The following is a 15,524-nucleotide window of genomic DNA, read 5'->3' as shown; positions in this document are numbered from 1 at the left end:
CCCCATGCGGAGTGTCCAGAAAATGAAACAGCGCGGCGCCGACCTGCTGGTGCGCGGCCTGAAGGCGGCGGGGGTTTCCCGCATCTTCAGCCTTTCCGGCAACCACATCATGGAGGTCTATGACGCGCTGGTCGGCAGCGGCATCGAGATCGTCCACACGCGGCACGAAGCCGCCGCCGTGCACATGGCCGACGCCTACGCCCGCATCACCGGCCAGGTCGGCGTCGCGATGGTCACGGGCGGGCAGGGCCACGCAAATGCCTGCGCCGCGCTGCCGACCGCGCTGGCGGGCGAGGTGCCGGTGCTGCTGCTGTCTGGCCATGCGCCGCTGGCCGAGCTCGGCAACGGCGCCTTCCAGGAACTGCCGCAGGCCGCGATGGCCGCGCCGGTGACGAAGGCCTCCTGGACCGCGCAGACCGCCGAGGGCCTCGCCGCCGATGTTGCGCGCGCTTGCCGCACCGCGCTCTCTGGCCGTCCCGGGCCGGTGCATCTCAGCCTGCCCACCGACCTGATTGAGGCCGAGCTTTCAGGCGATGTCGCGCTGCCCGACGCCGCCGATTTCGCCGCCAAGCCGATGGCGCTGCCTGAAGCCACCGCCGGCTTCGCCGCCAACCTCGTCGCCGCAGCCGCGCGCCCGCTGCTGATCGCGCCGCCCTCCCTGATCACGCCCGCCGGCATGAAGGCCCTGGCGGCGCTGGAAGCGGCCACCGGCCTGCCCGCCATCCCCATGAACTCGCCGCGCGGCCTCGCCGATCCCACGCTCGGCGCGCTGCTGGAATTGCTGGCGGAGACGGACCTCGTCGTTCTGCTCGGCAAGGCGCTGGACTTTACCACCCGCTTCGGCCGCCCCGCCAAGGGCGCGCGCTTCGTCGCGCTCGACCCCGAGGCGGATCTGCTCGGCCGCGCGCAGCGCCTGCTGGGCGAGCGCCTGGTGCTCGGCGCCATCGCCGATCCTGCGTCCGCCGTCGCCGCGCTGACGCAGGCCGCGCGCCATGCGCCAGTGCAGGGGGAATGGGCGATGCGCACGCGCGAGACCATCGGCTACCGGCCCGCCGCGTGGTCCGCGCGCCAGGGCGCTCCGGAAGGCCCGATCCATCCGGCGACGCTCGCCTATGCCGTCGATGCCGCGCTCGCCGCGCAGCCCGACGCCATCTTCGTCTGCGACGGCGGCGAGGTGGGCCAGTGGGGCCAGGCGATCGTCCGGGCCGGCACAAAAATCACAAACGGCGTGGCGGGCGCGATCGGCGCGGGGACGCCCTTCGCCATCGGCGCACGCGCCGCGACCGGGAAGCCGACGCTCGCGATGATGGGCGACGGCTCCTTCGGCTTCCACATGGCGGAGCTGGACACCGCCGCGCGCCATGGCCTGCCCTTCGTCTGCGTCGTCGGCAACGACAGCCGCTGGAACGCGGAATACCAGATCCAGGTGCGGGACTACGGCGCCAACCGCGCGCATGGCTGCGAGCTGGCGCCGGGCACGCGCTACGACCTGATCGCGACCGCGCTCGGCGGCCATGGCGAGTTCGTGGAGCGCGCCGCGGATCTCGCGCCGGCCCTGGCGCGAGCCTTCGCGAGCGGCAAGCCCGCGGTGGTGAACGTGATCATCGAGGGCCAGCCCGCGCCTGCGCTGAAGAGATGAACGTCGCGCGCCGCCCGCTCTACGCCCAGACGGAAGAGATCCTGACGCAGCGCATCGCGGAGGGCGTCTGGGCGCCGGGCGCCCTGATCCCGCCGGAGCCGGAGCTCGCGGCGGAACTCGGCGTCTCGCCCGGCACCGTGCGCAAGGCGCTGACGGCGCTGGAGCGGCGGCGGCTGATCGAGCGGCGGCAAGGCCGTGGCACCTTCGTCGCGGCGCAGACCAGCGAGCGCGCGCTGTTCCACTTCTTCCGCATCCACGACCTCGCCGACCGCAAGCACGAACCCACCAGCCTGGTGCTGGACTTCCGCACCGGCCCGTCCACCGCCGAACAGGCAGCGGCGCTCGACCTGCCGGAGGGCGCGCCGGTGCACCGCGTGGAGCGCATCCGCGCGCTCGCCGCGCAGCCGGTGATCCTGGAACGCATCCTGCTGCCCGCCGAGCGCTTCCCGCGCTTCACCCTGCCGCTGCTGCAGGAGATGGAGGACGAGCTTTACGTGCTCTACCAGCGCGACCATCGCGTGACGATCGGCCGCGCGGAGGAACGTCTCGGCGCCGTCGCGGCCGACGAGACGCAAGCGGCGAAGATGCGCCTTTGGCCCGGCGCGCCGGTGCTGGAGATCCAGCGCGTCGCCTTCGATCTGGCGGACCGCCCGGTGGAGCGGCGCGTCACCTGGGTGGACACGCGCATGCACCGCTATCTTGCACGGCTCGACTGACGTTTCGAACATAGCGGGAACATCTGCCGCTCGGCGGCGTTTCTCCGGGCGTAGCCCAGGAGGACCGCATGGCCGACCATCAACACGCTCCGAACCCGAAGACCGATCCTGAGCCCGGCTCGAACACCATCAAGGACCCCGAGGACTGGACGACGGGCGACGAGAAGATGACCGGCGCCCAGGCTTCCTACCTCAAGACCTTGTCGGAGGAAGCCGGCGAAGAGTTCGACGCCGAACTCACCAAGGCCGATGCGTCGCGTCGCATCGACGAGCTGCAGGCGAAAACCGGCCGGGGCGCCGCATAGCGCGCGCGTTGCGCTCTCCCTCTCCCGCGCAGCGAAGCCGAGTGGTGGCGCGACCGGCTCAAGACGACACCGCCGGCAGGATCACCCCCCGGCATTCCCCGAAGCCGATCCCGACGAACCCCTCGCGCCGCGCGCGCGCGGTCAGAAGAACCTCGTCGCCATCCTCGAGGAAGCGGCGCGTCTCGCCGCTGGCGAGCGTCAGCGGCTGCTTGCCGCCGCGCGTGATCTCCAGCAGCGAGCCGAAGCCCTCCGCCGTGGAGATCGTGCCGGTTCCCAGCAGGTCGCCGCTGCGCAGGTTGCAGCCGCCGCAGGTGTGGTGCGCGACAAGCTGCGCCGGCGTCCAGTAGAGGCCGCTCGCCTCGCCCTGCGACAGGCGATGCGGCGCCAGCTTCTTCTCGCGCAGGCCCGGCGTGAGCAGGAACACCTCCAGCTCCAGCCCCAGCGCGCCGCCGGCCTGGTCGGCCTCGTCCCACAGATAGGGCATCGGCTTCGGATCGCCCTCTGGCCGCTTCGGCTGCGGGATGCGGAAGGGGGCGAGGGCTTCGGGTGTGACGATCCAGGGGCTGACCGTCGTGCCGAAATTCTTCGCCAGGAACGGGCCGAGCGGCTGGTATTCCCAGCCCTGGATGTCGCGCGCGGACCAGTCGTTCAGCAGGCAATAGCCGGCGATGTGATCCGCGGCGTTTCCGATCCGGATCGGCGCCCCGAGCGCATTGCCGCCGCCGATCCAGATGCCGAGTTCCAGCTCGTAATCCAGGTTGCGGCTGGGGCCGAAGCTGGGCTCGCTTTCGCTCGCCGGCTTGCGCTGGCCGTTCGGGCGGCGCAGCGGGGTGCCGCTCGGCACCACGGAGCTGGCGCGGCCGTGATAGCCGATGGGCACATGCTTGTAGTTCGGCAGCAGCGGATTGTCGGGGCGGAACAGCGCGCCGACATTCGTGGCGTGCCGGATGCCCGCGTAGAAATCCGTGTAGTCGCCGATCTGCATCGGCACGTGCAGCGTGCAATCCTTCGCGGCGTGCAGCAGATCCTGCAGCGCCGCGCGGTGTGCGGAGCCTTCCGCCAGCAGGTCGGAGACCTCCCGCCGCAAAGCCATGCGGAGCGCGGGGCCGAGCGAGAGCACGTGGTTCCAGCCCTCGATGAAGCTGCCATCGTCGATGGCGTCCCCGACCTCCTCGGAGAACAGCCCGGCCTCCAGCACGCCTTCCAGGTCGAGGATGCTGTCGCCGATGGCGATGCCCAGTCGTTCGGGCTCGTCCTCCTCGGTCGAGAAGAGGCCGAAGGGCAGGTTCTGGATCGGGAAATCGGGATGGCCGTTGGCGCTGGCGACGAAGCTGCGCCGCTTCGGATCATGCGTGGCGTCAGTCATCGCGCTCACCGCCTCGTCGGATCAAATTTCTTGGCCAGGCCCGACCAGCAGTCGAGGTAGCCTTTCTGCAGTTGCGGCAGCGTCGCGGCATAGGCCGTCACGCGCTGCGGCAGCCGCGTCTCGAACATGAACGCCATCGTGTTGGTCAGCTTGTGCGGCGCGAGGTCCACCGTGGACGCCTTCTCGAAGGCCTCGGCGTCAGGGCCGTGCGGCAGCATGCAGTTGTGCAGCGAAAAGCCGCCGGGCACGAAGCCCTGCGGCTTCGCGTCGTACTGGCCATAGATCAGGCCCATGAATTCGCTCATCAGGTTCATGTGGTACCAGGGCGGGCGGAAGGTGTTCTCCGCCACCATCCAGCGCTCGGGGAACAGCACGAAGTCGATGTTGGCCGTGCCCGGCGTCTCGGATGGCGCGGTCAGGCAGGTGAAGATCGAGGGATCGGCGTGGTCGAACAGGATCGGCCCCACTGGTGAATAGCGGCGCAGGTCGTATTTGTACGGTGCGTAGTTGCCGTGCCAGGCGACGACATCCAGTGGCGAGTGGCCGATCTCGCAGGTCCAGAACACGCCGCCCCATTTCACGGTCACGCGATGCGCGCCTTCCACATCCTCATAGGACGCGACGGGCGAGAGGAAGTCGCGCTGGTTCGCCATGCAGTTGGCGCCGATCGGCCCGCGCTCCGGCAGGGTGAAGGCGCCGCCGTAGTTCTCGCAGACATAGGCGCGCGCGGGCGCGCCGACCTCCACGCGGAACTTCGTGCCGCGCGGGATCACCGCGATCTCGCCGGGTGCCGCCTCGATCACGCCGAATTCGGTGCGGAAGGTCATCGCGCCGGATTGGGGCGCGACCAGCATCTCCGCATCCGCGTTCCAGAAGGTCTCGTCAGTCATGCTGGCGGTGACCAGCGCAATATGCGCGGCCATCCCCGTCTGGGTCGTGGCATCGCCGGCCGTGGTGATCGTGCGCATGCCCGTCAGGAAAGTCAGCGCCTGGTCCGGCAGCGGGATCGGATCCCAGCGCAGCGGCTGGATTGGCAATTCGTTCTCCACCGTATCCGGCGCGCTGACCCAGAAGGGCAGGGCGTGCTTCCGGAAGCGGCCGATATGCGCGACCGTCGGGCGGATGCGGTAGAGCCAGGACCGCTGGTTGCTGGCGCGCGGCGCGGTGAAGGGCGAGCCGCTCAACTGCTCGGCATAGAGCCCATAGGCGCAGCGCTGCGGGGAGTTGCGCCCGATCGGCAGCGCGCCCGGCAGCGCCTCCGTCTCGAAGCTGTTGCCGAAGCCGGACATGTAGCCGGCGGTGCTGGCGATCAGGCCCTGCGGGGGGGTGACATCCATGGCTGGCCTCCTCTTTCGCCCGGATATAGCGCAGCCGGGGCCGGCTTGCCCAATGCCGGGCGGCGGGGCCAGTCTGCGCCCGACAAGAGGGGGAAGCCCGGCATGAGCCTACGCGGCAGCGCCTGCATCGTCGGCGCCTTCGAACACCCGACCCGCAAGGCGGAGGACAAATCCGTCGCGCAACTGCACGCCGAAGTCGCCTGGGGCGCGCTGCAGGATGCGGGGCTGACGAAGGACGACGTGGACGGGTATTTCTGCGCCGGCGACGCGCCGGGCATGGGGCCGCTTTCGATGGCGGAATATCTTGGCCTCGATCGCCTCAGCCATGTGGACAGCACCGATATCGGCGGCAGTTCCTACCTGGCGCATGTCGCGCATGCCGCGGCGGCGATCGCGCTCGGCCGCTGCAACGTCGCGCTGATCACGCTGGCGGGGCGGCCGCGCAGCGAGGGCCAGGCAACCGGCACCGCCGCGCGCCCGCAGAACCCGGCGATCCCCGACGACCAGTTCGAGGCGCCGATGGGCCGCACCGTCGCCGGCGCCTATGCGCTGTGCGCCATGCGGCACATGCACGAATTCGGCACCACCAGCGAACAGCTTGCCTGGATCAAGGTGGCCGCCAGCCACCACGCGCAGCACAATCCGCACGCCATGCTGAAGAAGGTGGTGACGGTGGAGGAGGTGGTGAATTCGCCGATGGTCGCGGACCCGCTGCATCGCCTCGACTGCTGCGTGATCAGCGATGGCGGCGGCGCGCTGGTGGTGACGCGGCCCGAGATCGCGCGCGGCCTGAAGCGCCCCGTCGTCTCGATCCGCGGCACCGGCGAGGCGGTGAAGCACCATGCCGGCGGCTACAACGACCTGACCTTCTCCGGCGCACGCTTCTCCGGTGCGCGCGCCTTCGAGGAAGCCGGTGTGGCGCCGGCCGACATCCGATACGCCTCGATCTATGACAGCTTCACCATCACCGTGCTGATCCAGATCGAGGACCTCGGCTTCTGCGCCAAGGGCGACGGCGGAAGATTCGTGGCGGACGGCAACCTGATCAGCGGCGTCGGCAGGCTGCCCTTCAACACCGATGGCGGCGGACTCTGCAACAACCATCCCGCCAATCGCGGCGGCATGACCAAGGTGATCGAGGCGGTGCGGCAGTTGCGCGGGGAGGCGCATCCGGCCGTGCAGGTGAAGGATTGTGCGCTGGCGCTGGCGCATGGCACGGGCGGGCTGCTCGGCCACCGGCACGGCAGCGCGACGCTCATCCTGGAGAGGCTGTGATGCGCTACGACGAACGCCCGATCCAGGCGCCGATCCCCGATCCCACCACGGAATCCTTCTGGCACGCGGCACGCGAGGGGCGGCTGATGCTGGGCCTCTGCAACGACACCGGAAGGCACTTCTTCCCGCCGCGCGGCGTCTCGCCCTTCACCCTGTCCACCAATGTTGAGCTGGTGGAATCCGGCGGGCGCGGCGTGCTGTACAGCTACACCGTGATGCGCACGAGGGAGCCGTACATCCCCGCCATGGTGGAGCTTGCGGAAGGCCCGCGCATCTTCACCAACCTGGTGCAGGTGGCGCCGGAGGATGTGCGCATCGGCATGGCGCTGCGCGTGGAGTTCGTGCCGACCGCGGACGGTCCGCCGGTGCCGATGTTCACGCCGGGCTGAGCGCGGGCGCGCTCAGCCGATCAGGATGTCCGTGGCGGCGACGGACGGCGCGCCGGTGAGGTTGGCGACCAGCACGCGCGCGAAGTCCGTGCCGGTGCCATCGGCGTCGAACCAGATGCGGCCGGCATCCGTCTCGTAGATCAGGCGGTGCGCCGCGGCGGTGGCGAGGCCCGAGGTGTTCGTCGTGAAGGCGGCCGCGTCCAGCGCGCCGGCTGCAAGACCGGTGCCGAGCAGCGTGATGCGGTCGCCGGCCAGGCTGACGAAGTCGGCGATGCGGTCGGATTGCAGCGGGTCGGCGGTGAATTCCAGCACGAAGCGGTCGGCGCCGCCGCCGCCGAGCAGCGCATCCGCGCCCGCGCCGCCGACCAGCAGGTCGGCGCCCGCGCCGCCATTCAGCAGGTCGCCATCGGCGCCGCCTTCCAGCGTGTCGGCGCCGCCATCGCCCTGCAGCGTGTCGTTCCCGGCGCCGCCGAGGAGCTGATCATTCTGGTTGCCGCCGCGCAGATTGTCCGCCGCGCCGCCGCCATCCAGCGTGTCCGCGCCGTTCAGCCCGTAGAGGATGTTCGCCGCCTCGTTGCCCAGCATGCGGTTGCCGATGGAACTGCCCCAGCCGACGCGCGCCAGCGGCCCGACCAGCGTCAGGTCGGCCAGGTCCTCCACCAGGCGCCAGTTGACGGAGGCGATGACATGGCCCGGCGCGTCCGCCTCGTCCACCACCACGTCGCGCAGGCTGTCCACGAAGAACACGTCGCGCCCCGCGCCGCCCACCATCACGTCGTTGCCCGTGCCGCCATCCAGCGTGTCGGCGCCATCGCCGCCATCCAGGATGTTCGCCGCACCGTTGCCGGTGATGTAGTTGTCCAGCGCATTGCCGGTGCCGTGCCGCAGCGTGCCGAGCAGCACCAGGTTCTCGATCGTCCCCTGCAGCTCGACCAGGCCGGTCGCGGTGCGCAGCGTGTCGATGGCACCGTCGCTGCCGCTGTCGAGGATCAGCGCGCCGGCGACGTAGAGATAGGTGTCCGCGCCCGCGCCGCCATCCAGCGTATCGCCGCTGCCGGCTTCCAGGCTGTCGTCGCCGCCCATTCCCTGGATGAGATTCGCGCCGGCATCGCCGCGCAGCGTGTCGGCATGGGTCGATCCCGACAGGTTCTCGATGCTGTCGTAGCTGTCGCCCGCGGCATCGCCGGTGTTCTGCTCGGGTGTGTCCAGCAAGGCGACGACGCCCGCCGCAGCATCGGCATAGGCGGCGCTGTCCACGCCGTCGTCGCCGGACAGCAGATCGGCGCCGGCGCCGCCCTGCAGCGTGTCGTCGCCGGCCCATCCGTCGAGCGTGTCGTCCGCGGCGCCGCCTTCCAGGCGGTTGTCGCCGTCATCCCCGATCAGGGCATCGGGCAGGCTGCTGCCGATGACGTTCTCGATCCTGCTGAGCCCGGTCTCGTCATCGACGTCGAGCTCGCCGAGCTGGTAGAACTCGTCCTGCATCTGGCCATAGACCGCTTCGGCCAGGCTGACATACCAACCCTCGATGTCCTGGAACGCGCCGCTGACGATGAACTGCAGCGGCGCCTCGGCGAGGGAGAGCGTGTCGATGCCGTCGCCGCCATAGAGCCGGTCGAGGCCCATCGGCATGTCCGTGTTGACGGTGCCGTCGACGAGGAGCAGGTCGTCGCCGTCGCCACCCTCCACCGCATCGCCATCGGAGTTGCTGCGCAGCGTGTCCGCGCCCTCGGCGCCGTCGAGAAAGTCGTCGCCGGCGCGCCCTTCCATGGAATCGTCGCCGGCGCCGCCGTCCAGCGTGTTGGCGGCGTCGTCGCCGATCAGCGTGTCGCCCTGCGCGCTGCCCGTCAGCATCTCCACGGAGATGTGGATGTCGCCCGCCGCATGGCCGGTGTTGATGCCGGGCTGGATCAGCGACACGACGACACCGGTGGGCGCGCCGCTGTAGTCCGCAAGGTCGTCGCCGGCGCCGCCATCCAGCGTGTCGGCACCGCCCAGGCCGATCAGCGTGTCGTTGTCCGATGAGCCGGAGAGCCGGTTCGTGTTGCCGTCGCCGCGCAGCCAGTCCGGCAGCGTGCTGCCATCCAGATTGGTGATGGAGCCGAACTGCGAACCAGGCGTGACCGAGATCAGCGCGATGGTGCGGGTCTGCGCGACGGGGTCGCCCGGCGCCACCCCGAGGACGAAAGCGCCAAGGTGTATGAGGTCGGCCTGCCGCTGCACGACGGTATAGGTCTTCCCGCCCTGCATGAACGCACCGGTGCTGAAGGCGAGGGTCAGCGTGTCGCGTCCGCCGCCGCCGATCACCAGCGGAAAGGCGGGGGCGCCGCCCGGGCCGAAGCCGGTGCCGAAGGGCGCGAGCAGGTCGTCGTCGTTGCCGCCGCTCAGCGTCTGCTCGCCAGGGCCGCCGAACAGGGTATCGGCGCCGTCGCCGCCCGAGAGGCTGTCCGCGCCGTCACCCGCGGAAATCCGGTCGTCGCCCGGGCCGCCACCGAGGCGGTCATCGCCGAATCCGCCGTCGATGGTGTCGTTGTCCGCGCCGCCATCGACGGTGTCGGCGCCGGACAGCGCCAGGATGCTGTCGGCCCCCGTGCCGCCGTCGATGCTGTCGGCGTTGTTCGCGCCGAGGATGGTGTCCGCGCCCGCCTCGCCCAACGCCACGCCAGCGGCGTTCTGGAGCACGAGGCGGTCGTCATCCGCGCCGCCCAGCAGCGTCGAGGCGCCGGAGGAGACGAGCGTGTCGGCGCCGTCCCCACCCATCATGCTGTCGTCGCCGACCTGGCCGGAGTCGTTGCCGACCAGCGAATCGGCGCCGTCGCCGCCTTCGAGCGTGTCGTTGTTCAGCCCGCCCTGCAGCGTGTCGTTGGCGGCGCCGCCGACCAGGCTGTCCGCGCCTTCGCTGCCATCCAGCCGGTCCGCATCGCCGCCGCCATCGAGCGTGTCGCCATCTCCGCCGCCGACCAGGCTGTCGGCGCCATCGCCGCCCAGTAGCCGGTCGGCGCCGGCCTCGCCGAGCAGCGTGTCCTGCCCACTGCCGCCATCCAGCGTGTCGGCGTTGTCGCCGCCCGCGATCGAATCGTTGCCGGCGCCGCCTTCGATCACATTCGCCTGCGTGTCGCCCGCCAGCGTGTCCCGGAAGCCGGTGCCCCGCAGGTTCTCGATGCCGACATAGACATCGCCCTTGCCGTCCCCGTCATTCACCGCGGGGTTCGCCAGCGAGAGGAACAGGCTGAAGCTTGCCGAGGCATAGCTCGCCCAGTCGTTGCCGCTGCCGCCGTTGAGCGTGTCCGCGCCTTCGCCGCCGTCCAGCGTGTCGTCGCCATCCCCGCTGAACAGGCTGTCCGTGCCCTTGCCGCCCAGAAGCAGGCTGGATTGATCGCCTTCCAGCAGCGTGTCGGCGCCGTCGCCACCCTCCAGCGTGTCGGCGCCGGCAATGCCGACCAGCCGGTCGTTGCCGTTCCCGCCCTGGATCAGGTTGTCGGCGGCGTCGCCCACCAGCGTGTCGGCGGAGGCGCTGCCCAGCAGGTTCTCGACACTGGCATAGAGGTCGCCCGCCGCATCGCCGGTGTTGGTGCCCGGCGCGCTGAACGAGGCCACGACACCGGCGGCGGCGCCGGCGTAGCTGACCACGTCGTTGCCGTCGCCGCCCGCCAGCAGGTCGCCGCCGCCGCCGCCTTCCAGCGTGTCGTCGCCACCCACGCCGAGAAGCTGGTCGGCCTCCGCGCCGCCGCGGATCAGGTCGTTCCCGCCGCCGCCATAGAGCGTGTCGGCGCCATCGCGGCCCTCGATCGTGTCGGCGCCGCCGAGCGCAACGACCGAATCATTCCCCCCGCCCACATCGATGCGATCGCCCGTCTCGGTGGGGAAGGGCTGGCCGGCCACGGTCTGCGCCGCGGTGACGGTGTCCGCGCCCGGGGTGCCGATGATGTTCGCCATGGGACCGACCTGTCGTTTCGCTCCGCGGCAGATTTCTTCGTTCCGCCGGCCGTTTCAAGAGGCGTCGGGATCTTCGCGCGACGCGTTCAGCCGATCAGGATGTCCGTGGCGGCGACACTCGGCGCGCCGGTGAGGTTGGCGACCAGTTCGCGCGCGAAGCCCGCGCCGTTGCCATCCGCGTCGAACCACAGCCGGCCGGCATCCGTCTCGTAGATCACCCGATGCGCAGCGCTGGTCGCCAGGCCTGACGTGTTCGTGGTGAAGGCCGCAGCGTCCAATGCGCCGGCAGCCAGACCCGTCCCGAGCAGCGTCAGCCGGTCGCCGGCGAGGCTGACGAAATCGGCGATGCGGTCGGATTGCAGCGGGTCGGCGGTGAATTCGAGCACGAAGCGGTCGGCGCCGCCGCCGCCGAGCAGCGCATCCGCGCCCGCGCCGCCGATCAGCAGGTCGGCGCCCGCGCCGCCATTCAGCAGGTCGCCATCGGCGCCGCCTTCCAGCGTGTCCGCGCCGCCATCGCCCTGCAGCGTGTCGTTGCCGGCGCCGCCGAGGAGCTGATCATTCTGGTTGCCGCCGCGCAGGTTGTCCGCCGCGCCGCCGCCATCCAGCGTATCCGCGCCGTTCAGCCCGTACAGGATGTTGGCCGCCTCGTTGCCGAGGATGCGGTTGCCGATCGAACTGCCCCAGCCGACGCGGGCCAGCGGCCCGGCCAGCGTCAGATCCGCCAGATCCTCCACCAGGCGCCAGTTGACCGAGGAGATCACCAGGCCCGGCGCGTCCGCCTCGTCCACCACCACGTCGCGCAGGCTGTCCACGAAGAACACGTCGCGCCCCGCGCCGCCCACCATCACGTCGTTGCCGCCGCCGCCATCCAGCGTGTCCGCGCCTGCGCCGCCATCCAGCACGTCGTGGCCGTCGAGGCCCAGCAGGCTGTCATTGCCGGCGCCGCCATCCAGCAGGTTCGCGGCGGCGTTGCCGGTGATGACGTTGTCCAGCCCGTTGCCGACGCCAAGCCGCAGCGCGCCGAGCAGCAACAGGTCCTCGATCGTGTCCGGCAATTCGGTGAGCGAAAGCGTCGTGCGCAGCAGGTCACGGGCGCCATCCGCACCGCTGTCGCTGAAGGTCAGGCCGGCGGCGTAGAGATAGACATCCGCGCCGGCGCCGCCATCCACGGTGTCGCCGGCATCGCCCTGCAGCGTGTCCGCATCGGTGCCGCCGAAGAGGCTGTCCGCGCCGGCACCGCCCACCAGGCTGTCCGCGCCGCTGCCGCCATCGAGCGTGTCGGCGCCGTCCTCGCCGAGCAGCGTGTCGTTGCCGATGCCGCCGGTGATCGAATCATTGCCGTCCGCCGCGCCCGGCAGCGTGGCGTCGCTGAAGCCGCGGAGGAAATCGTCGCCATCGATGCCGTTGATGGAATCATTGCCGCTGCCGCCCGCGATGGTGTCGTTGCCGGCGCCGCCATCGAGCTGGTCGATGTCGGGGCCGCCCTCGATGCTGTCGTCGCCGCCCTGGCCGAAGAGGATGTCGAAGTTGAACTGACCGGCATTCGGGCCGGCATCGAAATTGTCGCCGCGCAGCGTGTCGTTGCCCTCGCCGCCGAGCAGGCTGTCGAAGTCGCCGCCGCCGAGCAGGAGGTCGTTGCCGTCGCCGCCTTCCAGCGTGTCCACGCCGCCGGCGCCATCCACCGTATCCGCGCCACCCTCGCCGCGCAGATGGTTGTTGCCGCCGCCGCCGGTGATGCGGTTGTCGAGGCCGTTTCCGGTGCCGTCGACGGCGGCATCGGTGCGGAAGAGCAGGTCCTCCACCTCCGCGGCGAGCGCGGCAATCGTGACCGTTGCCTCGATCGTGTCGGCACCGCCGCCGGCTTCCTCCAGCACGGTGTCCCCGGCGGAGTCCACGGAGTAGCGATCATCGCCGGCGCCGCCGGCCATGCTGTCGGCCCCTGTGCCGCCGCCCAGCAGGTCGTTCCCGCCGCCCCCATCGAGCGTGTCGTTCTCGTCATCGCCCGCAAGCACATCGTCGACCGTGCTGCCGACCAGGAGATCCGTGCCCGCACCGCCATCCAGGCGCAGCGCACCGTCCGAGTCGGCGTAGATCGTGTCGTTGCCCCCCCCGACGATCACTGCGTGCGGCAGGTTGCTGGGCTGAATCTCCGTGCCGCGGAAATCGTAGAGATCGTTGCCAGTGGTTCCCTGCAGGGTGACTGCGCCCACGAAGCCAAGGCGCTCGACGCCGAGGAAGGGCAGCGTCGACGGCAGATTGATGACTGCGCCAAGGAACGCAGCCGTGTCGAATCCGGTGCCCCCATCGATCCGGATGAAGCGCAGGTCGAACAGGAAACCGAAATCGAAGTGATCATCATCCGCCCCGCCGGAGAGCGAGTCGTTTGCGCTCTCCGCGAACAGCACGTCATTGCCGGCGTCGCCGTGCAGCGTGTTCGCGCCGGTCCCGCCGCGCAGCGTGTCGGCGTCGGCCCCGCCGAAGAGCTGGTCGTCGCTGCCGCCGCCGGTGAGGCTGTCCGCGCCTGCACCGCCCTGCAGCGAATCGCCGCGGCTGCCGCCGATCAGCACGTCGTCGCCGCCCTGGCCGTCGATGGCATGGCGGTTGCCGCCGATGTCGAAATCCGTCGTCCAGACCGTATCGGCGCCCTCGCCGGCATTGAGCTGGATGGGCACGGGGATGCCGAAGCCCGGCGCATAGGTCTGCAGCCCGCGGAAATCGTAGCTGTCGTTGCCGCCGGTGCCCTGGAGCACCGTCAGCCAGAGGTCGAGCAGTTCCATCTCCACGAAGGGCAGGGTGGTGCCGAGCTGCACTGTGCCTTCCAGCAGGTCGGCACTGTCGAAGCCGGCGCCGCCGTGGATCGTGTCGCCGGCCAGGTCGGTGACCGCGTTCAGGTCGAAGCCGTCATCGCCTGAGTCGCCGAACAGCGCGTCCACGCCGCTGCCGGGGTTGAGGAGGTCGTTGTCGAAGCCGCCGCGCAGCGTATCGGCGCCGTCATCGCCGAACAGGGAATCGTTGCCCGTCCCGCCCGTCAGGAAGTCGTTGCCGTCCACCGCGCCGGGCAGCGTGGTGCCACCGAAGCCGCGCAGCATGTCGGCGTCGTCGCCGCCATCGAGCGTGTCGCCGCCGGCGTTGCCGGCCAGCGTGTCGTTGCCGATGCCGCCCGTCAGGCTGTCCGCGCCCTCGCCGCCATCGGCGCTGTCGTTGCCGCCATTGCCGATCAGGCTGTCGTTGTTGGCGCCGCCGAGCAGCAGGTCGCTGTCGAAGCCGCCATCGAGCCGGTCGTTGCCGTCGCCGCCATCGAGCGTGTCGTTGCCGGCCTCGCCGAGCAGCGTGTCGCCGGCGCCGGCGCCGGAGAGGCTGTCCGCGCCGTCATTGCCGCGCAGCAGGTTGGCGAGCCCGTTGCCGGTCAGCGTGTCGTTGCCGGTGCCGGAGAACACCGCTTCGAAGTTGACGAAGAGCTCGGCGCCGAAATTGGTCAGGCCGGTGACGAGGTCGACCGCGTAAGGGCCGCTGTAGGAGGTGGTGTCGATCGTGTCGTTGCCGGTGCCGCCATCGGCGTTGTCGCTGCCGTTGACCGCGAAGATGTAGTCGTCGCCGCCCTCGCCCATGGCGCTGTAGCCGCCGCCGCCCGGGTTGATCGTGTCGGCGCCCTCGCCGCCGCGGAGCGTATCGTTGGCGCTGTCGCCGCTCAGGCTGTCGTTGCCGCCGCCGCCGTCGAGGCTGTCGGCGCCTGCGCCACCGGACAGCGTGTCCGCCGCGCCGAAGCCCTGCAGCGTGTCGTTGTCGGCGCCGCCGTCGAGCACGTCGAAGCTCGCGCCGCCGACCAGCAGGTCGTTGCCGGCCTCGCCGAGGATGTTGTTGTAGTACTGGTCGGGCGGGTTCTGGTTCACCAGCTCGATCAGGTCCTCGTCGCCCGCATAGACCGTGTCGGCGCCCGCGCCCGCGCTCAGCAGCCGGATCTCGGACGATGCGTTGAAGGTCGGCGAGAAGCGGATGAACGGCCGGAAATCGTACAGGTCGTTGCCCGAGGTTCCGATGAACAGCGTCAGGTAGGTGTCGAGCGTCTCGATGTCCTGGAAAGGCAGGGTGGTGCCGAGCAGCAGCGTGGCCTGCGGCAGGTCCACGCCGTCATTGCCGAGACCGCCCTGCAGGACCATGCCGGCCAGGCTGGTGACGCCGTTCAGGTCGAAGCTGTCGTCGCCGCCTTCGCCGAACAGGCTGTCCTGGCCGCTGGCGATCAGCACGTCGTTGCCGTCGTAGCCGTAGAGCTGGTCGTTCCCGGCGCCGCCGCGCAGCGTGTCGTTGCCGAGCCGGCCGTCCAGGGTGTCGTTGCCGCCGCCGCCATCGAGCGAGTCGTTGCCCGACGATACGAAATCGGGATCGCCTGCCAGGCTGTCATTGCCCGCGGTGGCCAGGGCGCCGCCGGCACTGTTTAGGAGTGTGGTGATCGTATCGTTGCCGACGGTGCCGATGAGGGTCGCCATGGTGGCCATTCCTGGTCGTCTCGGCCCAGGGTCCGCCCGGCAGGGCTTGCGCGCAAGGGGCGGAAGGTTCCGGCCGCGCA

At 70.6% G+C, this 15,524-nt stretch carries 9 protein-coding genes; 5 read left to right on the top strand and 4 right to left on the bottom strand.

The features are described from left to right. Positions 1 to 22: 22 nt before the first annotated feature. The 3 genes from E4T13_RS24315 (at position 23) to E4T13_RS24305 (ending at position 2,660) form a co-directional block, all read left to right on the top strand. Entirely contained in the window at positions 23 to 1,639 is a 1,617-nt protein-coding gene (locus E4T13_RS24315; RefSeq protein ID WP_137180917.1) for a thiamine pyrophosphate-binding protein, read from the top strand. Beyond that, positions 1,636 to 2,355 carry a GntR family transcriptional regulator gene (locus E4T13_RS24310; protein WP_137180916.1) on the top strand — a complete coding sequence of 240 codons (720 nt, stop codon included), beginning with the start codon at positions 1,636 to 1,638 and terminating at the stop codon, positions 2,353 to 2,355. The genes E4T13_RS24315 and E4T13_RS24310 overlap by 4 nt, the downstream gene beginning before the upstream one ends. A gap of 68 nt (positions 2,356 to 2,423) precedes the next feature. Continuing rightward, positions 2,424 to 2,660 (top strand): DUF3072 domain-containing protein, encoded by a 237-nt coding sequence (locus tag E4T13_RS24305; protein WP_137180915.1) that lies wholly within the window; start codon positions 2,424 to 2,426, stop codon positions 2,658 to 2,660. Between the two features lie 58 nt (positions 2,661 to 2,718). On the opposite strand, the gene fahA is transcribed toward E4T13_RS24305, so the two are convergent. Together fahA and hmgA are read right to left on the bottom strand one after the other, a co-directional pair. Then, on the bottom strand, positions 2,719 to 4,026 hold the full coding sequence (gene fahA, locus E4T13_RS24300) for a fumarylacetoacetase (protein ID WP_137180914.1): 1,308 nt from the start codon (positions 4,024 to 4,026) through the stop codon (positions 2,719 to 2,721). Between the two features lie 5 nt (positions 4,027 to 4,031). Then, positions 4,032 to 5,363, bottom strand: a complete 1,332-nt coding sequence (gene hmgA, locus E4T13_RS24295) for a homogentisate 1,2-dioxygenase (protein ID WP_137180913.1) — start codon at positions 5,361 to 5,363, stop codon at positions 4,032 to 4,034. 102 nt (positions 5,364 to 5,465) lie between these two features. On the opposite strand from hmgA, the gene E4T13_RS24290 reads away from it, so the two are divergent. After that, complete coding sequence (locus tag E4T13_RS24290; protein WP_137180912.1) at positions 5,466 to 6,638, top strand: thiolase domain-containing protein; 1,173 nt, start codon at positions 5,466 to 5,468, stop codon at positions 6,636 to 6,638. After that, the gene (locus tag E4T13_RS24285) at positions 6,638 to 7,027 is read left to right on the top strand and encodes a Zn-ribbon domain-containing OB-fold protein (RefSeq protein WP_137180911.1); all 390 of its coding nucleotides are present in this window, start codon (positions 6,638 to 6,640) and stop codon (positions 7,025 to 7,027) included. Before E4T13_RS24290 ends, E4T13_RS24285 begins: the two co-directional genes overlap by 1 nt. A 12-nt stretch (positions 7,028 to 7,039) precedes the next feature. Here E4T13_RS24285 and E4T13_RS24280 read toward each other — a convergent pair whose 3' ends face one another. After that, positions 7,040 to 10,960, bottom strand: a complete 3,921-nt coding sequence (locus E4T13_RS24280; RefSeq protein ID WP_137180910.1) for a hypothetical protein — start codon at positions 10,958 to 10,960, stop codon at positions 7,040 to 7,042. 86 nt (positions 10,961 to 11,046) lie between these two features. Then, the gene (locus E4T13_RS24275) at positions 11,047 to 15,444 is read right to left on the bottom strand and encodes a calcium-binding protein (RefSeq protein WP_170985209.1); all 4,398 of its coding nucleotides are present in this window, start codon (positions 15,442 to 15,444) and stop codon (positions 11,047 to 11,049) included. Positions 15,445 to 15,524 lie beyond the last annotated feature (80 nt).

It is taken from the genome of Roseomonas sp. AR75 (assembly GCF_005222815.1).
Lineage (GTDB): Bacteria > Pseudomonadota > Alphaproteobacteria > Acetobacterales > Acetobacteraceae > Falsiroseomonas.
This window is presented reverse-complemented; position numbering and strand designations above follow the sequence as displayed.